Below are 21,153 nucleotides of genomic sequence, written 5' to 3'. Positions count from 1 at the left end.
ACTACCAGTACCCCAGCGCCTGCTGGAACAGCCCACTCAACACGGGCCGCGACATCTCGCGGGGAGCATTCTGCAACAGTCGCTGCTGGGGGAAGGCCCCCTCCGTCAGCGCCGCCACGTCCGCCTCGGTGTACCCGACTCCGCCCAGTCCGTTCGGCATCCCCACCGCGCGCATGATGCGGATGAGCTTGTCCGCCAGCACCTCGCCCGCGTCCTTCGGCCCCGCGCCGCGCGCGTCCGCGCCCAGCCACGTCGCGGCCTCCAGGTGCCGCTCCGGACTCTCTTCCGCCGTGTACCGGAACACCGAAGGGGCGTTGAGAATGACCGCCATTCCATGGGGCACGAGCGGTTCGTCCTGGGGATAACCCGTGGGCCTGAACTCGCGCACCAGCCCCGCCACCGCGTAGGCCATGCCGTGGGGCGCATGCACGCCCGCGTTGCCGAACGCGATGCCCGCCAGCGTCGCCGCCCACATCAACTGCTCTCGTGCCTCGTGGTCTCCCGCGTCCTTCACGCCGCGCTCCAGATACAACCCCATCAACCGCAGGGCCTCGCGACATCCCAGGTCGCTCCACGGGTTGGCCCCCTGGCTCATGGGCCGCAGGCTGGGTCGCGGAGGCGCGGGGCGGCGGACATAGGGTCGCGCCGTATAGGACTCCAGCGCGTGGGAGAGCACGTCCAGGCCGCTGGCGGCCACCACCTCGCCCGGCAGCGTCGCGGTGCAGTCCGGGTCCACCAGGGCCTCGGTAGGACGCAGCGCGTGCGAGGCGATGCCCGTCTTCGCGCCCAACGAGAGCAGGTCGAAGATGGTGATGCCCGTCACCTCGCTGCCCGTCCCCGACGTCGTGGGGCAGGCGATGTGGGGCTTGAGGGGACCTGGCACCGGCCTGCCTTCTCCCACGGGGGCATTCACGTAGGTCAGGAAGTCGGAGGGCCACGTCGCATAGAGGTTCGCCGCCTTGCACGTGTCGATGACGGAGCCGCCACCGAGTGACACGTAGCCATCCGGGCGCAGGTCCGCGGCGAACCGCACCGCCTCCAGGAAGGAGCGGTCCGTGGGCTCGACGCGAACGTCCGTGAAGACGCCGACCTCGAGTCCGGCCGCGAGCAGCGAGGCGCGCACCTTCTCGAAGTGCGGCAGTCGGGCCACGCCCGCATCCGAGAACAGCGCCACGCGTCTCATGCCGAGCGCCCGGGCCCGCTCGCCCACCTCCGACAGACAGCCTCGACCGAAGGTGACGCGCGACGCATCCATCGTGAAGGCGGAGTCACACCCCTCGCCCACCGACTGGTAGTGGCAACAACCAAAGCCCATGACAGTCCTCCCACGCCGGTTGCAGCCGCAATCTAGCGTGGGTGGGAGGAAGAACGGGCGACATCCGCCAGCGCCAGGGGCTCGCGGCGGGAAAAAGGTACGGACGTCACAGCCCATCGCGGAGCGCGGGAGGGCCATCGAGCCCCTCCGCGCTCGTGGCTCGGGGTCCCGCATTCAACCCCTGAGGACTCCACCAAGCCGTGCTCAGAAGTCTTGGTTCGGAGGTGTGCCTCCGTCCGCCGAGCCCCTCCACTCGCGTGGCGAGGAACTCCATCGAGCCGTGCTCAGCAGTCGTAGTTCGGAGGCGTGCCGCCGTCCTCGACGGGCACCGGCGCGGGTCCGCCCTGCTTCGCGAGCGACTCCCCACAGTCCAGCGAGGCCTCTCCCGAGAGCGTGCGATAGAGCACACACGACGCCCGCTCGACGAAGAACGCCTGTCGCGGCCAGTCCGGTCCGCGCGCCGCGAGGATGGCCACCGCGTAGTGACCACCATCCGGCAGCCGCACCAGCCCCACCTCGTTGAGCACGTTGTAGCGCGAGTCATCCGAGCAGCACCCTGGAGGCAGCCAGCCCGCCTTGTGGCGCATCGAGGCCCGGACCTTCGCGGGCAGGAGCGTCCCCAGCCAACCGCCACACCCCTCGCGAGGCGTCAGCTCCATCCACGCGAGCATGCGCGAGGTGGGCTTTGGCTTCAGCAATTCGCCCGCGCTCAAGCGATGCAGGAAAGACACGGCGTCGGCAGCACAGAGGTAGTTGTCATTCCCCATCGCCTGGGGCGAGTTCGTCGCGCGGCGCGGCTTGCCGTAGTTCCACTTCGTCAGCGCGGTGTTCTTCACGTCCAGCGAGCGCAGATAGTCATTGATGGCGTCCGGCCCACCCACCAGGTCGATGACCGCGCCCGAGGCCTCGTTGTCCGAGGTCCGGAAGACCTTCTCCGCCAGCGGCGCCACCTTCGACTCCTCGGCCTTCTTCAAGGCCGCCGCCACCCAGAACACCTTCGCCGAACTGGCTGAGATGTGCGGCACCGTGTCGGAAGACCCCGCGTACTCTCCGGTGCGCAGGTCCTTCACCGCGATGGCCACGTCCGCTCCCGGAGCCAGGCGCGCGGCCTCCGCCGCCAGCGAATCCACGACGGACCGAAGTGCCTCGCGCTTCGGAGCCCCTGCTGCCGGAGCCGCCGCCAGGGCGCTTCCCATCGTGAGCCAGGACAGCGCCAAGGCCCCAAACCAACCACGCGGCACGAACCACGTTGTCATCATCGTCCTCCAGGAAGTGCTGCCCCCCGCGGGAGCCGCCGAGCCCGCCACGAAGGCCCCCAGGGCATCCGCGACGCCCAGCCGGGACGCTCTCTCGTAGTCGAAGTCCACCACGCCCGCCAGGGACACACCAGCGCCACCACGACCAAAGCCGGGGACGTAACGCGCCCGTCCGAGCGCGTGTCCAGTCACTGTTGACTCCCGGGTGACAACGACAGCCCTGCTTCAAGATTTCTCGGGAGTCTCGTGGAAGAGCCGCGCGAGAAAGCGCGTAAAGCGGAGGGAATCGCCCGAGGAGACGGCCCGTTCCGCTTCCAGCTCTCTCCAACAGAGGGTGATGCACTCGCGCCGGAGGCGGGCGATCTCCTGGTCCACCTCGACCAGCTCCACATGGTGCTCCCTCAATTGGTCGATGATTTGCTCGGCATGCGTCAGGGCCTTGCGGAACTCCCTCGACAGGATGCCATCCGCTCGCATCTGGACCGCCGCGGAGTCTTCTTCCAACTCCAGGGATTCACGCCGTGCGTCGAAGCGGGCCGCGAGCTCCTCGGCCTCGCGCTTGAACCGCAGTCGCACCTGTCTCTTCTCTTCGTCGGGGAGCCGGGCCTGGAGCGCCGCGTCTTCCTCCCAGCACTTGTGCTCGGCCTCCAGGTCCTTTCGAGCGTTGAGTTCCTCTCGGTCCACCTGGACACGCCGTCCGTCGACGCGGTCGAGCGCCGAGCGATCCACGTCGTGGTTGCGCTCACGAACCTCCTCCATCCAGCCATGGAGCGACTCCTGCTCACCCAGGAGTCGCGCGTGGGCCGCCTGGGCGCGCTGCGCCACGGCCGGTCGGTCCACTCGAAGCTGTTGAAGTCGCGCCTCCACATCGCCTCGGGACGCACGGGACTCGGCCCATTGCCTTTCCAACCGCAGGTGTTCCTGGGCCACGGGCTCCTTCCGATACAGCAAGAGCGCGCGCGAAAGCCCCAGTCCGCCCACGAGCCCCGCTCCCACCAACCACCACGGAGAAAACACCACGCCCGGGATGAGCCCCAGGATCGCGGTGACCAGCACGCCCCCGGTCATGCCGCGCTCCAGAGAGTCCTCACGAGAAAACTCGCGGGGGGCCAGCGACGCTGGAGCGATGAAGCGCGCCAGCGCCCGCGCGTGGGCTTGCGCGCGCGTCGGCTGCGGTCCGGGCTCCGGAACAAGTCGCTTGTCCAGTCCTTCGTCCAGGGTCAGCTCCGGCAAGCGCGAGGGCGCGAGTGCCAGCAGGGACAACAGGGTTCTCGGCACGTACTCGCGGATTCGAGCATGAGGCGAAGTCAGTAGCGCCTGGAGCAATGGAGAACGGGTCGGCTCGACAAAGTCCTTCCGCCGGAACAGGAGGCAGTCGTCGCCCCCCTGGAACCGCTCCCAGAGCGACGGGTCGTGCGCGAGCGCGACCAGCGAGAGCCAGACCCCCCACGCGGGGAAGAGGTCCAACTGGAGGTTGAGCGAGCCCGAGTCGCGCGCTGGATGCTGGTAGTTGGCGTGCCCCCGCTCATGGCTCTCGCGCCCACGCAGCGAGAACACACACATTCCATCGTAGTCGATGAGCCGCAGCCCTGAGTCCGTGACGAGGACATTGCCATGCTGGAGATCACCATGCGCGACGGCGGCGCGGCTCAGCGCCTTCACCAGGTCGAACCACTCGGCGGCGAGCTGGAACAGCTTCGCGGGCTCATGCAGGTGGCGCCCGACATAGCGCTCCAGGGACTCTCCCTGGACCCACTCCATCTTGACGATGGGCACCCACCGCCCTCGAACGTGGATGCCTCGGGGAAGGAACGTGAAGCCAACCATGTACGGCAGCCAGTGCTGCTCCAGATGACGTTGGATCTCCAGGTAGCGGGACTGCAAGTCGTAGGGAAATGGGCGGGTGAAACAACGCACGGCGTAGACCTTCTCGCCACACGTCACCTTGTAGATGGTCGCGAAGTTGCCCGCGCGCGGCCGCGGCAGGCCCGCCATCGCGCCCGTTCCCAGCTCGACGACGCCCTCTCTCAACTCGGGGTCGGCGAACGCCTGCCGAGGATGCTGGAGCGCCGTCTGGTAGTCGCTGTCCGAAGGGAGAATCACGACCTCACGCTCCCACCGTCAAGCGAAGCAACGTGACGTCATCGTTGCGGATGACCTTGTCCGTCCGCAGGCCATCCACGAAGCGAGCGAAGGACACCGGGAGGTCCTCCGACGTCCCCGTGGGAAGCGCGAGCCAGGGAGCCCCGTCCCGCTCGTGCTCGCCCAGGAACCAGTGGGCCAGCGCATCGGTCATCAGCAGCAGGAGGTCCCCGGGTCGCACGTCCCCCACTTCGCTCCGCGCCGCTTCGCCCACGCGCGCGTTCTGACCGGACTGAGTGGACACCAGGAACGGACGCGAGCCGAACGACACAGCCGTCTCCAGGGGAAAGGACCGCAGCAACCGGTCTCCTCGGACCTGGAAGAGACACGAATCCCCCACCGCCAGCGCCGTCCATGTGCCCACCGCGTCGCCACCGCGCGCGGACTCCAGGCGAACCCCCATCAGCGTGGCGAACGCGCCCTCCAGGAGCTTCTCCCGCGCGTACCAGGGAAGGTCCCGACTCCCGACGTCGGCGTGCCATCGCCGCTGCAGCCCGGGCAGGGCCTGGAGCAGCGCGGAGGGCTCACCCATCCGCCCCTCGGAGAACTCCCGCGCGAGCAGCCGGGCCCACAAGCCAGAGAACAAACTCTCCGTGGCGCCATCGGCGACAGCGACGTGCAGCACCTCGCCCTCGAACGTGGACGACTGCTCCGGCGCGCACGCGTCCTCGTTCTCGGAGGGCGTGTTGCCCGCCTTCTGCACCCACACCGCCTCGAGCTGGATTCTCACGGTGACGACGTCCTGGCCAGGGCTACCGCAGGTTGCTGGGGCGCGTTCCGATGTTCAGGAACTTGATGAGCGACACGATGTCCGCGTTGAAGGCGAAGCCCCGGGCCCCCTCCCGCACCGCCTGCCCCTCCTCTCGCGCGGCGGCGAGCATCCCCGGAGTCAGCGGGCTGGACAGGTCGAAGAGCAGCCGCGCATGCGCGTCCGGAAGCCCCACCTCCGCGTCGGGGAACTGGATGGGCGTCGCCGGGTTCGACGACAGATGCACGTTGAGCAGCAACACCGCGCCGTCGGAGCTTCGCAGCGCGCGCAGGGACGACGCGACGGCGGTCGGGTCTCCATCCGTGGGCTGCCCATCGGAGACATTCACGACGATGGGAGGAAAGCCCTCGGGGTGCTCGCGCAACCAGTCCCCCACCAGGGAAGACGCGCGGGAGAGCACCTCGCACATCGGCGTGGGGCCGTGCGCCACCGGCTCGAACCAGACAGGGAAGCGGACCTTCTCCCGCACCAGCCCGCCCATGCCGTCCTCCCGCTCCCGCGTGCGCTCCTCCAGCCGCGCGGGGGCGTGGCCAATCTCGCTGATGGGAACCAGCCCCCGACCCGCGAGCGGACCCGAGAACGCGGAGCCCACGCGCTCGCCATAACCCAGCACGCCCAGGTGGAAGTAGTCCCGGATGCCCTCCTCGCGGGCACAGCGCACCACCAGGTTCTGGAGCAGCCGGTTGGTGACGTCCGCGACGCCCTCGGCCTTCTTCCGCGAGCCACCCGGCCCACCAAAGGGGTCATCCATGGACCCGGACTGGTCAATCAAGAGGAGGATGCATGCGGGCGCGGTGCGGCTGATTTCCGCCGAGTAGGCCATGGCGGACGAGCGTACCGGTTCACCCTCTCGTGCGCGACGACAGACGACAGCGGCCCCCGCGTCCCACCGCACCCTCGAGACAGGCGGCGCGATGGAACGGGGAGCCTGGGCTTGCGAAGCTAGAGGCCCGTCGGGCCCGTCGGGCCCTTCGCCAGCTCCGCCACGAAGCCCGCGGCGATCTTGGAGAACTTGAGCGCGTGGTTGGCCGTGCTGCCGGACTTCGCGATGGTGTCGCCCGTCGTGTGGATGTAGGGATTGCCCTGGCTGACGACAGCCTCATGCGGGATGGAGGCCGCGAAGCCCGCGTTCGTCCACGACGCGTGGTCCGAGCAGGCATAGCCGCACGTGGTGTTCACGTGGGTGATGCCGGCACCGTAGGTGTTGATGACGTTGCGCAGGAACGTGTTCTGCGCGGAGTTGGTGTAGTCAGTGACGATGCCCACGTCGGCTGACGTGCCCCGGTAGTTGGTCATGTCGAGCTGGAGCACGCCCACCACGTTGATGCCGTTGTTCTTGTGGTACGCGGCGATCTCCTTGGAGCCGCGCAGGCCGACTTCCTCGGCCGCGTAGCCCATGAACTTCACCGTGCGCTGCGGCCGGTAGTTGCAGGCCACCGCCGCCCGGATGACCTCCGTGAAGGAGGCGATGCCGGAGGCGTTGTCATCCGCGCCCGGCGCCGTGCTGCCGGAGGAGATGGAGTCCAGGTGGCCACCCACCACGACGACTTCGTTGGGCAGCGTGGTGCCCCGGATGGTGAGGATGACGGAGGGCTGCGCCCAGGCGGTGTGCGTGAACAGCTCGGACGTGATGTCCGTGCGGCCGGCGGCCAGGGTCGCCCAGCGGCTGCGCAGCCAGTTCGCCGCGCTCACGCCCGTGCTCGACGTGTAGTAGCGCGTGGTGTACGCGGCCATGGAGTTGATGGTGCTGCGGACGTTCGCCTCCGTCATCTGGCCGATGAGGCAGTTGGCCGTGGCGGCGTTGTCGATGGTGTAGGTGATGAGGTCGCGCGTGGACGCGTCGGACGCGGGTACCAGCGACTGCTCCGCTTCGTCACGGCTCTCGAACGTCACGAACCCCGCACAGCGGTTGAACCGGTCGTGCATCACCTCGGCGATGCGCGACAGCTGCGACTCGCGCACGGGAATCACCACCACGTCCTCCTTCGACAGCGAGGGCGCGGGGACGCTCCAGCCTTCACGCGCGAAGGCCTCCGAAACAGGGGCCAGGGCGTCGGAGCCCAGCGAAATCCACAGCTCTTTGTCCTCGGCTTCAGCGAAGGCCGCGGTGGGGCTCAGCAATAACAGGGCAAACGGAATCAACCGCTTCATGGGCAGCGCTCCTCGGTGGGTGGGTGGTGCGACGCGGATCACCGCGGGCGGCCGCATCGCACGGCCTCCGCGTGTGGTCCCCAGGACGTGCGCAACGCCAACCCGCGCGCGTCGACGGAGACGGACCCGCACTTTCCGTTTTTCCGGTGAATCCCAGCAACACACCCCTCCCCTGAGCACGGGAGGGAAGTGTTCACTGGTCAACAGAAGCCCCTCGCCCGGCTGCGTCACCCTCCTGGACCGACACCGGCCCCATTCGTGGAAGCGGCCTTCAGTCGCCGGACCGCGCGGCCAGGGCGCCCAGGCCCGGGCGCACGGCGGCCAGGGGCGAATCGGACTCGGCGAGGCTCGCCTCGGTGCGCACCATGGGCAGGCCGTGGGGCTGGCCGCGAAGGAAGGCCATGAGCTTCTCGCGGACGATGCACCGCAGCTCGAAGGCCTTGCCGGAGTCCGACGCACTCACCAGCGCGCGCAGCTTCATGGTGCGCTCGGAGAGGTCCGTCACCTGGAGCGCCTGCACCTTGCCGTCCCACAGGCCGTTGGACTCCTGCTCCAGCACGCGCTTGAGCTCCGCGCGCACCGAGGGCACGTCCGTGCGGAAGTCCACGTACAGCTCCGCGGTGCCCATGATCTCCGGCGACACCTTGCTCCAGTTCTGGAAGGGCTTCTCCAGGAAGTGGCCCATGGGAATCACCAGCCGCCGCAAGTCCCACACCTTCACCACCACGTAGGTGAGCGTGATTTCCTCCACCCAGCCCCACTCGTTCTCGACGATGACGGTGTCGCCGATGCGGATGGGCTGGGTGATGGACAGCTGGATGCCCGCGAGCAGCGTGGAGATGGACTTCTGCGCGGCCAGGCCGATGAAGAGGCCGGCGATGCCCGCGGAGGCCAGGAGCGACACGCCCACGTTGCGCACCGCCTCGAACTGGAGCAGCAGCAGCGACGCGCAGATGAGCACCACCGCCACTTCAATCACCCGGCGCAGCACCGACAGCTGCGTGCGCAGCCCGCGCGCGCGGGCCACGTTGCCGCCCTGCTCCTCGCGCGCCACCGTCTGCTCGACGAAGCCCGCCGCCAGCTTCACGAAGCGCAGGAGGAACCACCCCACCGCGGCCAGCCCCACCGAGCGGGCCACCAGCTCCACGCCGTGCTTCGCCACGGGTGGCAGCTTCAACGCCCACAGCCCCGAGGCCACCAGCACGACGAAGAGCAGGTAGCGCACCGGCCCTCGCGCCGACGCCGCCAGTTGGTCATCCCAGCCGGACTTCGTCATCGACGTGGCCCGGTCCACCAGCCGCATCACCAGCCACTCCACGCCCCGCCCCAACAGCCACGCTCCCGCCACCAACACGCCCAGCCCCGCCCACTGCCACAGCTCCAGTCCACCCCAGGAGCCCTCCGGCACCGGCACGGGCAAGGGCGGCGCGGCCCCTTCCACACCGGAGGCCTCGGTGGGCAGGGCAAACAGCAGCGACTGCAGGGAGCTTGTACGAACCATGTCTCGGGCCTCTCGTGGCGGGACGCGTGCGAGCCAGCGCGCACCGGACGGTGTGCCCTGGCGGGTGCCTCCACCCTCGGGTGAATGTTTGAGGTCAAACCTACTAGCGGTATGAGTGGGCCGCGTCCATGAACTTCTCCGAGCCCGGACGCCCTGCGGCCCACGAGGCGTCAGCTCGGGGACAGCGACTCCCGGGGTCCAAACGACCCGGCGTGCTTTCCTGGGATGGCGGGGCTGAGCGACACTCGGGGTTCGTGCAGAGAGCCCTCGGGGCGCGCGGCGCCTGGCCGTGCGCTCCCTCATGGAACGCGAGGAGTCGACGATGAGCATCTGGAATGTGGCGGGTCGCTGGGCCCGGAACGTCCTTCAGCAGCCGGCCGCCGCCCCTGTCGGCAACGAGGCCCGGGCGAAGAATGGAAGCGCCGCGGAGACGCCGAAGGACTCCTTCACGCTGTCGCCTTCGCCGTGCCCCAGTCCCACCCGGCCGGAGCTGAACCCCGCGCCGCCGGAGGGGTACTCGAAGCCGGTGAAGGCGAACGAGCTGCCCGACGTGGGCAACGGCTCTGGCGTGCTGACGCTGAACCTGGCCAACGGCGCGGGCTCCAAGTACCGCACGGAGGACAACCGCGAGGACCAGGCCCGGCTCATTCGCGAGACGGGCGCGAACATCGCGGGCTTCCAGGAGGTGGACATCAACGTCGACCGCAGCGGCAACGCCAACACCGCGCTGAGTGTCGTCACCCACCTCAACCCGGCGTTCGAGGCCTTCAAGTCCGGCACGGTGCCCACGGTGCCCATCGGCGAGGACGCGCCGGCGACGGCCATCCGCAAGGGCAACGACGGCACCACGCTCTACCAGACGCCCGAGGGCACGCTGGTGACGGGCGAGTCCTTCTCCGGTGATGACCGGAACATCAAGGGCGACAGCGGCGCGGACGCGACGTACGGCAACGCGGTGTACGTGGGCGCGCCGGACAAGGTCGTCGACGCGTACACCATCACCCTGCCCGCCGCCGAGTCGGGCGGCCCCACGGTGTCCTCGCCGGAGCAGCTCGCGGCGCTGGGCGACGGCAAGGTCACCGACGCGGAACGCAACGAGCTGGGTCAGCGCAACGAGGCGCTGCGCAAGAACAGCCCCTCCGAGCCGCGCACCGCGCTGGTGACGCGCGTGGTGGGGCCGGACGGTCGGGAGAAGAGCATCATCAACGTGCACCTCGCGGCGGGCAGCGAGTCCAGCGGGCTGCGCGCGAAACAGCTCGCGTACCTGGCCGACATCGCCCGGGCGGAGGCGAAGGGCCCTCCGGCGCGCGAGCTGGTGGTGATGGGCGACTTCAACGACTCCACGAAGAACGTGGGCGACGCGCTGGAGGGCGCGGGCCTGCGCCGCGTGGTGGGCGGCAAGAAGGCCAACGGCGACAACTTCGACCAGGTCTGGGTATCGGGCGGGCTGGACACCGACACCAGCGCCCAGGTGAAGACGGAGGGCGTCAGCGACCACGCCCACGCCGGCTACACCGTCATCCGCTGAGCACGGCCCCGCGTGACGGCTGGCGGGCTACTTCTTGCCAGTCGTCGCGGGAGGCGCGGCCTTGGGCAGTCGCGAGATGTGGCTCGCGGCAATCCGCCAGCGCCCGTCGCGCTTGATGAGCGTGTCGGTGAAGCGGAAGTCCACGTCGAAGGGCGAGCCACCGGAGACGCCCTTCACGGAGGTGATGCCAATCACCACCGCCGTGTCGCCGTAGAGGCGGACCTTCATGTCGTGGTTGCGGAAGACCTCGTAGCGAGGCTCCTTCGCGCGGACCTCGGCCAGGGTGGCCGCGCGGTCCGTCACGTTTCCCGCCGAGTCCATCTGGGTGAAGCCGTCGGCGAGAAAGCCCTCCAGGAAGGCGACGTCGCCCTTCTGGAAGGCCTCGCACGCGGCGTGGAGCCCGTCGAGCACGGCCTTCTCATCCGCGCTCGGAGACGCGGCGACCGAAGGAGACGACAGCGCGAGGACCAACAGGGTGAGCATCGACTTGAGCATGGAGGGCCTTCCGGGAAAGGCCCTCGACGTACAGGGGATGCCACCGGCTGTCGAACCGTCGTTGCTTCTTGAAGCTCAGTCGTCGCTCGACGCCCGCTGGCGCAGCACGAGCAGCCTCGGCTCGGTCATGTCCTCGATGGCGTACTTCACGCCCTCCCGTCCCAGCCCCGAGCCCTTCACACCGCCATAGGGCATGGTGTCGACGCGGAAGCTCGGCACGTCACCCACCACGACTCCGCCGACCTCCAGCTCGTCCCACGCCCGCATCGCGCGCGACAGGTCATTGGTGAAGAGGCCGGCCTGCAAGCCGTAACGGCCCTCGTTCACCGTGCGCAGGGCCTCGGTGAAGGACGTGAAGGACTGGAGCAGCACCACCGGACCGAAGGCCTCCTCCGCGCAGAGCGGCTCGTCCGCGGGCACGCCCTCCACCACGGTGGCCTCCAAGAGCGCGCCCTTGCGACCACCGCCCGTCAGCACGCGAGCGCCTTTCGCGACCGCGCTCTGAATCCAGCCTTCGAGCCGCCGCGCCGCGGGCTCATCAATCATGGGACCGAGCGTCGTCGCCTCATCCCGGGGGTTGCCCGCGCGCAAGGCCTGGGCCCGCGTGACGAGCCGCTCCTTGAGCGCTTCGTAGTGAGAGGCATGCACGAGCACTCGCTGTACGGAGATGCAGCTCTGCCCCGACTGGAAGAAGGCACCGTGCGCCACCCGGTCCGCGATGACGTCCAGCGAGGCGCCGGGCTCGCGGTCCACCACGCAGGCCGCGTTGCCACCCAGCTCCAGCACCACCTTCTTGCGTCCGGCGCGGGCCTTGAGGTCCCAGCCCACCTTCTCCGAGCCGGTGAACGACAGCAGCTTGAGCCGCTCGTCCTCGATGAGCGGACCGATGTCCGCAAGCGAGGGGGTGATGACGGAGAAGGAGCCTTCGGGCAGGGCCGTCTCCGCGAGCACCTCCGCGAGCAGCATCGCGCTCACGGGTGTTCGGTCCGACGGTTTGAGGATGAAGGGGCAGCCCGCGGCGATGGCGGGGGCGACCTTGTGGGCGACGAGGTTGAGCGGGAAGTTGAAGGGGGTGATGAGCGACACGGGCCCCACCGGCACGCGGCGGGTGAAGCCTCGGTAGCCCTCCGCGCGCGGCGACACCTCCAGGTCCATCACTTCGCCCCCGCCCCGCACGGCCTCCTCGGCGGCGGCCTTGAAGGTCTCGATGAGGCGCGTGACTTCACCGCGTGCGTCGCGCAGGGGCTTGCCCGCCTCGATGCAGAGCACCAGGGCCAGTTCCTCGGCGCGCTCCTGGAAGCGGCGCACGCAGTGCTCCAGGACGGACTGTCGCGCGTGGGCCGGCAGCTTGCGCATGGGCTCGGCGGCGCGCACCGCGGAGGCGATGGCCTCTTCCACGGCGGCGGCGTCCGCGAGCGCGACTCGCGTCACCACCTCTCCGGAGTACTTGTCGACGACGGGCAGGTCCGAGTTGGGCTGGCGAGGACGATTGGCCAGATAGTACGGGTAGCGTTCAGCCAGCATGGAGCACCTCGAGTTCCTTGTCCCCGACGCCGAGCGCGCGGGTGTTGTCCGAGTAGTCGATGGGCAGGTCGATGACGTGGACGCCGCCCGCATCGAGGCTGCGCGCCAGCGTGGCGCCGAACTCCGACGCGCTCGTGGGCCGGTGACCCCTGGCACCGTAGGCCTCCGCGTAGCGGACGAAGTCGGGGTTGCCCAGGGCCATGCCGAAGTCCGGCAGGCCCATCTCCCCCTGCTTCCAGCGAATCATTCCGTAACCATCGTCGCGTACGACGATGACCACCAGGTCCAGGCCCAGGCGCACCGCCGTCTCCAGTTCCTGCGAGTTCATCATGAACCCACCGTCTCCGCAGACCGCGACCACCTTGCGGCGGGGGTGCACCATCCTGGCGGCGATCGCCGACGGGAGCCCCGCGCCCATCGTCGCCAGCGCGTTGTCGAGCAGCAGCGTGTTGGGCCGCCGCGTGCGGTAGTAGCGGGCGAACCACAGCTTGTACATGCCGTTGTCCAGGCAGACGATTCCGTCGTCCGGCAGCGCGCGGCGCACCTCCGCCACCAGTCGCGCGGGGTAGATGGGGAAGCGGTCATCCGCGAAGCCTTTCGCGAGCTGCGCCTCCAATCCCGCCCGAGCCTTCTCGAACGGCGTGAAGTCCCAGTTCGTGCGCGAGCCCAATCCCTCCGCGATGCGCCAGACGGCGTTGGCGATGTCGCCCGTCACCTCCAGCTTCGGGAAGTAGACGGGGTCCACCTCCGCCGAGGAGAAGTTGAGGTGGACCACGGCGCGGCGGCTGTCGCGCATGACGAAGGGCGGCTTCTCGATGACGTCGTGGCCCACGTTGATGATGCAGTCGGAGGCTTCGATGGCGCGGTGGACGAAGTCGCCGTCGGACAGCGCGGCGGTGCCCATCCACAGCGGGTGGGACTCATCGACGACGCCCTTGCCCATCTGCGTGCTGGAGAAGGGAATGCCCACCCGGTCCACGAGGACGCGGAGCATCTCCGACGTGAGCTTCCGGTTCGCGCCCGCGCCAATCATCAGCAGGGGCCGCTTGGCGGAGGCGATGGTCTCCACGGCCTGCGCGATGGAGCCTTCATCCGCCACGGGCCGCTTCCAGGCACTGGGGGCCAGGAGCGCGGCCTCGGTGGAGTCACGCGCCACGTCCTCGGGCAACTCCAGGTGCGTCGCGCCGGGCCGCTCCTCTTCCGCGCGACGGAAGGCCTCGCGCACCGCCGACGGGATGTGCTCCGCGGAGACAAGCGTGCGCGTCTGCTTGGTGAGCGGGCGCATCATCCCCACCACATCGACAATCTGGAAGTGGCCCTGCTTGCTCGCCTTGATGGGCTTCTGCCCGGTGAGCATCACCATGGGCATGGCGCCGAGCTGCGCGTACGCGGCGGGCGTGACGAGGTTGGTGGCGCCCGGCCCCAGCGTCGCCAGGCACACGCCCGCGCGCCCCGTCAGCCGCCCCCAGGTCGCGGCCATGAAGCCGGCCGCCTGCTCATGCCGGGTGACGACCAGCCGCAGGCCGGAGGCACGCATCGACTCCAGCAGGTCCAGGTTCTCCTCTCCGGGGAGTCCGAAGACGCAGCGCACGCCCTCCGCTTCGAGTGCTTTGACGAACAGGTCCGAGGCCTTCATCGCAGTCCTTCCTTCCGTGACAAGGGAAGTTCTACGGTCCGGGCTCGATTCGTACATTCGTTTGTTCGCATGGAGTCGATAGGCGCCATCTATGATGGCGCCATGGAGCTCAGGCACCTGCGCTACTTCACCGCCGTCGCCGACACGCTGCACTTCGGCCGGGCCGCGCGGCGGGTCCACGTCTCCCAGCCCACGCTGTCCCAGCAGATCCGCCAGCTCGAGGAGGAGCTCGGTACACCCCTCTTCGAGCGGGCCAGGACCGGGGTGCGGCTGACGCAGGCGGGGGAGCTGTTTCGCACCTACGCCTCGCGGGCACTGGAGGACGTGGACGCGGGTCGGATGGCGGTGGGCGCGCTGCGGGGCCTGGCGACAGGCTCGCTGCGCGTGGGCTATCCGCCCAGCATGCGCGGCCTCGTCGTGCCCGCGCTCGCCGCCGTGTTGCGCCGCCATCCAGGGCTGGTGTTGAGCGCGGAGGAAGCGGTGGTGCGGCGGCTGGAGCGACGACTGGCGGATGGAAAGCTGGACGTGGGGTTGGGCTATGCGCCGGCGCGCTCGCCGGACCTGGACACGGAGGCCGTGTTCGACAGCCGGCTCGCGCTCGTCGTGGCGCGCGGGCATGTGCTCGCGTCAGCGGAGTCGGTCGGGGCCCGGCAGCTCGCGAGCGAGCCCTTCGCCCTGCTCTCTCCGGGGCTGCGCGTGCGCTCCCGCGTGGATGCGTACTTCGCCACGCTGCGCCTGTCCCCGCGCATCGCGCTCGAATCGAACGCGGTCGCCACGGTGCTGGCCATCGTCCGCGCGGGGCTGGCCGTCACGGTGCTGCCCGAGCCCCGGCTCGCGGACGTGGAACGACTGGTGGTGAAGCGGCTGGCGCCCGCGCCACGCTCCGAGCTGGCCGCCCTCCTCTGGCGCAAGGGCGCGCCCCGTGCTCCCGCCGCCGAGCTGTTCGCCTCCGAGGTCCGCGCTCGCGCGAAGGAGACGGGCGACTGAGTGAAGCGCGTCCCGCATACTCACAACCAGGTGGTTGACTGTCACTTCGTCGCCGCTATGCTCAACAAAGTGGTTGAACGTCGTCCGGATGCCCCGTGGCGACTCCATCACCTCCCGAGGGAACGATGCGAATCCCCTTCTGCAGTCTGTTCGTCGATGACCAGGAAAAGGCGCTCAAGTTCTACACGGAGAAGATGGGCTTCGTGGAGAAGGTGAACGTTCCCGCGGGAGGCGCGCGGTGGATCACCGTGGTCTCCGCCGAGGACCCCAACGGCACCCAGCTCGTCCTGGAGCCCAATGGGCATCCTGCGGCGACGACGTACCAGAAGGCCCTCTTCGCGGATGGCATTCCCGCCACGGCGCTCATGTCCTCGGACATCCAGAAGGACTATGAGCGGCTGAGCGCACTTGGCGTGGAGTTCCGGCAGAAGCCCACGCAGATGGGGCCTGTCATGGGGGCCATCTTCGACGACACCTGCGGAAACCTCATCATGATCAACCAGCTCTGATTCAGGGTCCGAGGGGTGCGAACATCGCGCCCCCGGGAAGGTCGGGCCGTGGCGGCATCGCGACGAATCACCCCACATATCTGGGATTGCCTCGCCTCGTCTGACTCCGTCACGCTCCCTCTCAAACAGGGAGGAATACATGCAAGCAGAACGGAGTCTTTGCGGTGCATTGGGGATGGCCATCCTCATGCTGACGGGCTGCGCTCCTGACGAACTCTCGTTCGAGCACGAGGAGGCGCTTCTCGGCGACAACGAGCGAGCGCTGTCTCTCGATGATTCGGGAACCGCTGAGGACGCCGGAGAACCCGACGCGGGCGAGGAGGATGCGGGAGACCCAGACGCGGGCGACGAGGACGGGGGCTCGCCTGATGCCGGGGAACCTGACGCAGGTGAGCCAGGCCCCAGTGGCCCGACCCCGGACTACTGCTTTGGAAACTGGGAGACCTTCTACTATTCCAACATCCTCTACACGATCCCCGTGGGGAGGGCTCGCTGCAACTGCGGCTACTTCGCCCAGTTTGGCGAGACGACCTCTTGGAGCATCTCCACCAACCTCGGGTCCTGTCTGAAGTAAAGACAACCTGAATCATGAAGACCGCATCACCGCGCCCGGGCAGGAGGTCCGCCGCCCCGTGCCTGGGCGTGTTCTTCGTGGAGAGGAGGCCCCTGCTCACGCCGAGGGCCCCCCTCTCCACTTCAACCACCGTCCGCGATGCGAAGGTCGAGGACGTGTTCCCAGCTCAGTAGATGCACTTGAGGCCGAGGTTCAGCACGAACGGGACACCGGTGTTGGCATAGGTGTCCATCGTGCCCGTGGTATAGCCGAAGTGCTGGCAGACCCGGTTGACGGACCCGCGCAGGTGCCACCACGAGGCAAACGGCGGGTTCATGCCACTGAGGAACGGGAACCGGGAGTCATCGGTGTCGACCCCGCGAATCGCCACGAAGCTGCTCGAGACGCAGACCAGTCCGAAGAGATCCGCCGATGTATCCGCGAAGCCCGTGAAGAACCCCGCGCTGTAATAATTATTGCACTCATTATCCGCGATGGCTCCCCCGTTGAATGCCGCCTGCGAATCGAGCGAGGTGGAGCTGCCTTGCCACAAGGCCCATGCCCGCGCATCACTGCCAGGGATGTCCTGCCAGGTCACCATGTCCGAGGTGAAACAATGGATGCCCATCAACTCACCATCTTGATCGCCGGTGTACATCCCTCGCGCGTAACCGTAATTCGCACACACCGCCTCCGCGCTCCGGTTCGCGTAGGCCCAGCCCACGTCGTTGCGGTTCGCGATGGGAAAGCCACCCGCGCTTCGCATCGCAGCCGTCGTGTCGAACCATACCGTTCCGGCGAAAGCCGGAGCCGAGACCAGTGCGACGATGGTGGATGCAAGGGCTGTCACGAGCTTGGAAATTCGCACGGCTCCAAACATGCTTCTCTCTCCTGGAAGGGACATCGACTGAGGTAGCCGAGAGAGATACGGAGCCCTGGCAAATCCTGGTCGTCGTTGGCTGTGCATTCCCGAGAAGGGGTGCAGCGCACTGCACGATTCTCATACAATTGGATTCACAGATGCACGTCAGCACAGGGCCTGCTTCGGCCCAGCGGCTCCACGCAGCAAGCAAGCGTCGAGTCCTGCCTCCGCGCCCTGGGCAGCCAGGCTGTGCGGACAGGGGCCGTCGCTCATTCCGCTTCCCGCCGGGAGGGGTTGTCAGGCCCGGGAACGTCGGCCAGTCTCCCGCGTCCATGCACGAGACTCGCCTCACCGAGCTGCGCGCCGAGTTGTCCGCGACCCACCACGATGCTCGCGTCACCAGGATGGTCGAGTTGGGCCGCCTCGCGCCGACGAACCCCGAGGCCCGAGAGGTCCTTGGGCACTTGTCCGAGGGCGATGCCCATGACCGGCAGCTCGCGCTGTTCGCCCAGTACAGCTGGCGCGATGGGCGGCAGGTGCTCTCCGCCACCACCGACGTGTCCGCTCGCGTCCGTTCCCTGGCCTACCATCTGGTGGCCCTGGCCTGTGACGACACGCAGGCGCTGGAGGCGCTGAAGATGGCGCGCGTCGTTCGCCGGCAGGATGGACTCCTCCGAGGGCTCGTGCGGACCGAGCGGAGGGGCGTCATCGATGCGTATCTCGACGGGCTGGCCTCCTGTGCGGACGTGCCTGACTTCGCTGACGCCGTCCCCTGGGCCACCCCGGAGGGAATCCGCCGCCACCTCCCCCGAGCACTCACGCGCCCCAGCATGCGCTTCTGGAACCGGTTGGCGCACGACGCCCCCGGCATCCTCGCGGAGGTGCTCTCCGCGCGACTGAAGGCGGTGACGGGCGAGCCCGACCCCGTGACGAGGATGTACCTCCGGGCGTACCTGCCTCGCATCGCCGATCAGGCTCCCGACGCGGCCCTGGAAGTGTTCGAGCTGCTGCTCTCCCGCCACATCCACCCCGACACCTATGACTGGCATTGCCTGGTGCTTCATCGGCCCGAGGCCGCCGTGGCGCTGCTCCAGCGGCATGAGCACGCCCCTGTCTTCGAGAAGCAGTTCGCCCGCGCCGCGCCGCGATTGAGCGAGGACGCGCTCGTGTGGCTCGTTCGCCGCGCGCCCATCACGCTGGGGGACGCCAGGACCCTGCTGCCCCGGCTCTCTGAGTCCGCCCGTCGCGCCGTGGTCGAGGCGTGGTGCGCGGCCGTGGATGTGGCTCCGGACTGGGGCGCGCAGTTGCTCCGCTCCATCCCCGACACCCACGAGCGAGACCGCGTCCACGCGCGATGGAGCGTGGCCGCGAGGAATCCGGAGGGCATCATCCCTCCCGCCACGCTGACCGCGCTGCCCAACGATCTGCGTGAGCGCGAGGCGCGCCGACACCTCCACGAGGTCGTCGCCCTGGGCACCCGCCCCCTGCCGCGCATGGAGTACGCGCGACTGCTCTCGTGGGACGAGGCAGAAGCGGTCCTCAAGTCCCATCTGGGCCACCCGGAGGGCAACATCCGCGGCGAGGCGCTGGCTTCGCTGCTGGCCATCCCCGGGTTGCGCGCCGACGAGCCGGCCCTGGTGGACCGCGCCCTGCCCCTGGTCCTGGCACGCAAGAACGAGCAGGACCCCGTGCGCATGGCGATGCTGGGTGCGCTCGTGCTGTGGCCCCGCCGTGTGTGGCGCGCGGAGCACACCGAGGCCGTGGGCCGGATTCTGCGCGACGCGCTGGATGCGGCGGACCTGTCCCATCGGACCGCGGTGCTCGCCGAGACGCTGCTGCTGCGCACCTTCGCCCGGGCTCCCGCTTGGGGCGCGACGTGGTTGGCCACCCTGCTCAAGGAGCGCGGCCAGCTCTTCAACACGCGCCTGGGCGAGTTCCTCACGGATGACGAGGTCCGCACCGCCGCGCCCCACCTCCTGGGCATCGCCCGGGGATGGGCTCAGCGCGAGCGTGGGGGGCCGATGCTGGCGCTGGTGAACAGCCTGGGCGAGCGTGTGAGCCTGGTGCCGGGCCTGCCCGAGCTCGCCGCATCCATTCGCGACGAGACGCCCTGGTCCTTGCTCGCGCTGGGGCTGGCCCAGTGGCAGTCCAAGTACGACCGGGCGGGCTTCGAGTCCACCGTGGGCGCCGTGGTCCGGCGCTTCCACGACCGGGGTTGGTTCTCCGAAATCATCGCGCTGGCCCACTCGGAGGAGGAGGCACGGCCGCTGCACTCCGAGCTCGTCTCCGCACTGGAGCGTGTGGCGCTCCACATGGGGAAGGAGGCTCACTCCGCCTTGACGGTGCTCCGCTCCAGGGCGTGGATGGCCTTTGACGGGTTGCTGCCTCGGTTGCTGCGGTCTGATGCCAGCGTCATCTGCTTCCCCGTCGTTCACACGTACCTGCACCGCCGCAGGCAGGAGCTGCTGACGCCCTACCTGAGCGCGCCCGTCATCACGGGCCGCTTCGCGACGGCGAAGACCGGCTGGCTGCTGGCGTTCAACGCCAACGGCTTCCATCGGTGGACGTCGGAGCAGAGCGCCCTGTACTCGAACGCGGTGGGGCGGCTGGTCGAGGACCTGGAGCGCGACACGCCGACGTTGCTCTGGGGCGTCGCGACGCTCGCGGCGGTGGATTGGGCGCCGATGGAGGGGCTGTGCGCGCTGGTGGATGACGCGCGGCTCGCGGTGCGCGACAAGGCCATCCAGGTCCTGTCGCGGTGCGACCAGGGCCAGGGGGTGCCGACGCTGCTGCGCTGCCTGGAGGATGCCCGCGCGCGCGTCGCCATCTACGGACTGCGACGTGCTTTCAACGGCATGCCTCCCGGGCGTGTGCTGTCGCTGTTGGCCAGCGTCCCGCTCACCAAGGTCACCGTCGCCAAGGAGGTGGTGCGCCTGCTGGGGGAGCTGCGCGCGGACGCCGCCTACGAGCGACTCCTGGAGTTGGATGGAATGCGCCTGCATCGGGATGTGCGCATCGCCATGCTGCGCGCGCTCTGGGACCACCTGGAGCGCGAGCCCACCTGGACTGTCTTCGCCCGTGCGGTGGAGGACGCCGACTGGGTCATGGCCGCGCGCCTGGGCGACGTTCCCGCGGACCGGCTCACCGAGGACTCTGACCGCAAGCTGTCCGCGCTGCTCGGACGGGTGCTGGCGCGGCCCGAGCCGGAGGCGCGCATTGAACTGCTCCAGCGTGCGGCGTGGCTCGGCGTGAAGGATGTCGAGCGGACCTTCCTCTCCGCCTGTGGGGCTCGGCTGGCGTCGCCCTACGATGACGAGGGGGGCGCGGCCATGCGGGCCGTACTCCATCGCTCCAATGAGCATGACCTGGAGCGATTGGAGGGCATGTTGGAAGCAGTGGCCCCGGACCGGCGCGCGTTGACCGTGGCGCTGGAACAGCTCCTGCGCCTCGACGTGAAGTCCCGCGCCAGCTACGTGCTGGCGGCGCGTGCGGCCGAGCAGGTTCTCTCCCAGGACAGCCGCCTGGCGCCGCTGCGTGTGCGGTGCGCCACGGCGGCGCTGGCGCCTCGGGAGCTGGCGGAGCGACTGGTCCACATGGGCGAGGCGGGCCATCTGCATGCGGATGCGCTGGAGGCGTGCCGTGCCGCGGTGAACACGTTGCCCGTGGGCGACCTGGAAGCCGTGGAGGCCCGACTCACCATGAGCGGGAGCGCGGAGGCACGGCGCGTGGCGGTGTGGTGCCTGGTGCGCGACTCGGCGCCGGGGCGTGGATGGACGCCGGAGCGCCTGGGCCGGCTGAAGCGGCTCCAGCAGGACGTGTCGCCGCTGGTCTCCGGTGCCGCACAGGCCATCTTTCCGCCTCGCGAGCAGGTGTCGCCGGCCGTGGCGCCCTCCACGTAGGACCGCTCACCCTGGGCGGTCTGGCC

General features: G+C 69.2%; 16 protein-coding genes. 5 read left to right on the top strand and 11 right to left on the bottom strand.

All coding sequences use genetic code 11. The annotated features are described in order from the left end of the window. Window position 1 precedes the first annotated feature (1 nt). The 7 genes from HUA74_RS15340 to HUA74_RS15310 form a co-directional block, all read right to left on the bottom strand. A complete protein-coding gene (locus tag HUA74_RS15340) occupies window positions 2-1,315 on the bottom strand; it encodes a hydroxyacid-oxoacid transhydrogenase (protein ID WP_141640901.1) in 1,314 nt (437 codons plus the stop codon). 284 nt (window positions 1,316-1,599) lie between these two features. Then, window positions 1,600-2,763, bottom strand: coding sequence for a serine hydrolase (locus tag HUA74_RS15335; RefSeq protein ID WP_371817240.1), 1,164 nt, complete (start codon window positions 2,761-2,763; stop codon window positions 1,600-1,602). A 33-nt stretch (window positions 2,764-2,796) separates the two neighbouring features. Next, the gene (locus tag HUA74_RS15330; protein WP_174455109.1) at window positions 2,797-4,674 is read right to left on the bottom strand and encodes a hypothetical protein; all 1,878 of its coding nucleotides are present in this window, start codon (window positions 4,672-4,674) and stop codon (window positions 2,797-2,799) included. A gap of 4 nt (window positions 4,675-4,678) precedes the next feature. Next, entirely contained in the window at window positions 4,679-5,443 is a 765-nt protein-coding gene (locus HUA74_RS15325; protein WP_174455108.1) for a protein phosphatase 2C domain-containing protein, read from the bottom strand. 22 nt (window positions 5,444-5,465) lie between these two features. Continuing rightward, a complete protein-coding gene (locus HUA74_RS15320; RefSeq protein WP_174455107.1) occupies window positions 5,466-6,305 on the bottom strand; it encodes a VWA domain-containing protein in 840 nt (279 codons plus the stop codon). A 119-nt stretch (window positions 6,306-6,424) separates the two neighbouring features. Continuing rightward, a complete protein-coding gene (locus tag HUA74_RS15315; protein WP_174455106.1) occupies window positions 6,425-7,633 on the bottom strand; it encodes a M20/M25/M40 family metallo-hydrolase in 1,209 nt (402 codons plus the stop codon). 271 nt (window positions 7,634-7,904) lie between these two features. Further along, on the bottom strand, window positions 7,905-9,134 hold the full coding sequence (locus HUA74_RS15310; RefSeq protein WP_174455105.1) for a mechanosensitive ion channel family protein: 1,230 nt from the start codon (window positions 9,132-9,134) through the stop codon (window positions 7,905-7,907). Window positions 9,135-9,456: 322 nt separating this feature from the next. Between HUA74_RS15310 and HUA74_RS15305 the strand changes: the two genes are divergently transcribed. Then, window positions 9,457-10,662 carry an endonuclease/exonuclease/phosphatase family protein gene (locus HUA74_RS15305; RefSeq protein WP_174455104.1) on the top strand — a complete coding sequence of 402 codons (1,206 nt, stop codon included), beginning with the start codon at window positions 9,457-9,459 and terminating at the stop codon, window positions 10,660-10,662. A 27-nt stretch (window positions 10,663-10,689) separates the two neighbouring features. On the opposite strand, the gene HUA74_RS15300 is transcribed toward HUA74_RS15305, so the two are convergent. The 3 genes from HUA74_RS15300 to HUA74_RS15290 all read right to left on the bottom strand — a co-directional run bounded on the left by HUA74_RS15300 (window position 10,690) and on the right by HUA74_RS15290 (window position 14,317). Further along, complete coding sequence (locus HUA74_RS15300; RefSeq protein WP_174455103.1) at window positions 10,690-11,157, bottom strand: nuclear transport factor 2 family protein; 468 nt, start codon at window positions 11,155-11,157, stop codon at window positions 10,690-10,692. A 75-nt stretch (window positions 11,158-11,232) separates the two neighbouring features. Next, a complete protein-coding gene (locus HUA74_RS15295) occupies window positions 11,233-12,681 on the bottom strand; it encodes an aldehyde dehydrogenase family protein (protein ID WP_174455102.1) in 1,449 nt (482 codons plus the stop codon). Then, window positions 12,671-14,317 carry an acetolactate synthase large subunit gene (locus HUA74_RS15290; RefSeq protein WP_174455101.1) on the bottom strand — a complete coding sequence of 549 codons (1,647 nt, stop codon included), beginning with the start codon at window positions 14,315-14,317 and terminating at the stop codon, window positions 12,671-12,673. The genes HUA74_RS15295 and HUA74_RS15290 overlap by 11 nt, the downstream gene beginning before the upstream one ends. A 102-nt stretch (window positions 14,318-14,419) precedes the next feature. On the opposite strand from HUA74_RS15290, the gene HUA74_RS15285 reads away from it, so the two are divergent. The 3 genes from HUA74_RS15285 (at window position 14,420) to HUA74_RS15275 (ending at window position 16,387) form a co-directional block, all read left to right on the top strand. Beyond that, window positions 14,420-15,304 (top strand): LysR substrate-binding domain-containing protein, encoded by an 885-nt coding sequence (locus HUA74_RS15285; RefSeq protein ID WP_174455100.1) that lies wholly within the window; start codon window positions 14,420-14,422, stop codon window positions 15,302-15,304. 125 nt (window positions 15,305-15,429) lie between these two features. Then, entirely contained in the window at window positions 15,430-15,813 is a 384-nt protein-coding gene (locus tag HUA74_RS15280; RefSeq protein WP_174455099.1) for a VOC family protein, read from the top strand. 175 nt (window positions 15,814-15,988) lie between these two features. Then, entirely contained in the window at window positions 15,989-16,387 is a 399-nt protein-coding gene (locus tag HUA74_RS15275; RefSeq protein WP_174455098.1) for a hypothetical protein, read from the top strand. Between the two features lie 166 nt (window positions 16,388-16,553). On the opposite strand, the gene HUA74_RS15270 is transcribed toward HUA74_RS15275, so the two are convergent. Further along, window positions 16,554-17,246 carry a hypothetical protein gene (locus HUA74_RS15270; protein ID WP_174455097.1) on the bottom strand — a complete coding sequence of 231 codons (693 nt, stop codon included), beginning with the start codon at window positions 17,244-17,246 and terminating at the stop codon, window positions 16,554-16,556. Between the two features lie 314 nt (window positions 17,247-17,560). Here HUA74_RS15270 and HUA74_RS15265 point away from each other — a divergent pair, with 314 nt between their 5' ends. Continuing rightward, window positions 17,561-21,127: a hypothetical protein gene (locus HUA74_RS15265; RefSeq protein ID WP_254625062.1), complete on the top strand. Its 3,567-nt coding sequence runs from the start codon at window positions 17,561-17,563 to the stop codon at window positions 21,125-21,127. The last annotated feature ends 26 nt before the right edge of the window (window positions 21,128-21,153 follow it).

This window comes from Myxococcus sp. CA051A (assembly GCF_013336705.1).
GTDB classification, from domain to species: Bacteria; Myxococcota; Myxococcia; order Myxococcales; family Myxococcaceae; genus Myxococcus; species Myxococcus llanfairpwllgwyngyllgogerychwyrndrobwllllantysiliogogogochensis.
This window is presented reverse-complemented; position numbering and strand designations above follow the sequence as displayed.

Coding starts and splice junctions, on each gene's coding strand:
- HUA74_RS15300 (WP_174455103.1), bottom strand. CDS start 11,157: ATGCTCAAGTCGATGCTCACCCTGTTGGTCCTCGCGCTGTCGTCTCCT.
- HUA74_RS15280 (WP_174455099.1), top strand. CDS start 15,430: ATGCGAATCCCCTTCTGCAGTCTGTTCGTCGATGACCAGGAAAAGGCG.
- HUA74_RS15315 (WP_174455106.1), bottom strand. CDS start 7,633: ATGAAGCGGTTGATTCCGTTTGCCCTGTTATTGCTGAGCCCCACCGCG.
- HUA74_RS15265 (WP_254625062.1), top strand. CDS start 17,561: ATGCACGAGACTCGCCTCACCGAGCTGCGCGCCGAGTTGTCCGCGACC.
- HUA74_RS15290 (WP_174455101.1), bottom strand. CDS start 14,317: ATGAAGGCCTCGGACCTGTTCGTCAAAGCACTCGAAGCGGAGGGCGTG.
- HUA74_RS15275 (WP_174455098.1), top strand. CDS start 15,989: ATGGCCATCCTCATGCTGACGGGCTGCGCTCCTGACGAACTCTCGTTC.
- HUA74_RS15270 (WP_174455097.1), bottom strand. CDS start 17,246: ATGTTTGGAGCCGTGCGAATTTCCAAGCTCGTGACAGCCCTTGCATCC.
- HUA74_RS15305 (WP_174455104.1), top strand. CDS start 9,457: ATGAGCATCTGGAATGTGGCGGGTCGCTGGGCCCGGAACGTCCTTCAG.
- HUA74_RS15295 (WP_174455102.1), bottom strand. CDS start 12,681: ATGCTGGCTGAACGCTACCCGTACTATCTGGCCAATCGTCCTCGCCAG.
- HUA74_RS15340 (WP_141640901.1), bottom strand. CDS start 1,315: ATGGGCTTTGGTTGTTGCCACTACCAGTCGGTGGGCGAGGGGTGTGAC.
- HUA74_RS15285 (WP_174455100.1), top strand. CDS start 14,420: ATGGAGCTCAGGCACCTGCGCTACTTCACCGCCGTCGCCGACACGCTG.
- HUA74_RS15320 (WP_174455107.1), bottom strand. CDS start 6,305: ATGGCCTACTCGGCGGAAATCAGCCGCACCGCGCCCGCATGCATCCTC.
- HUA74_RS15310 (WP_174455105.1), bottom strand. CDS start 9,134: ATGGTTCGTACAAGCTCCCTGCAGTCGCTGCTGTTTGCCCTGCCCACC.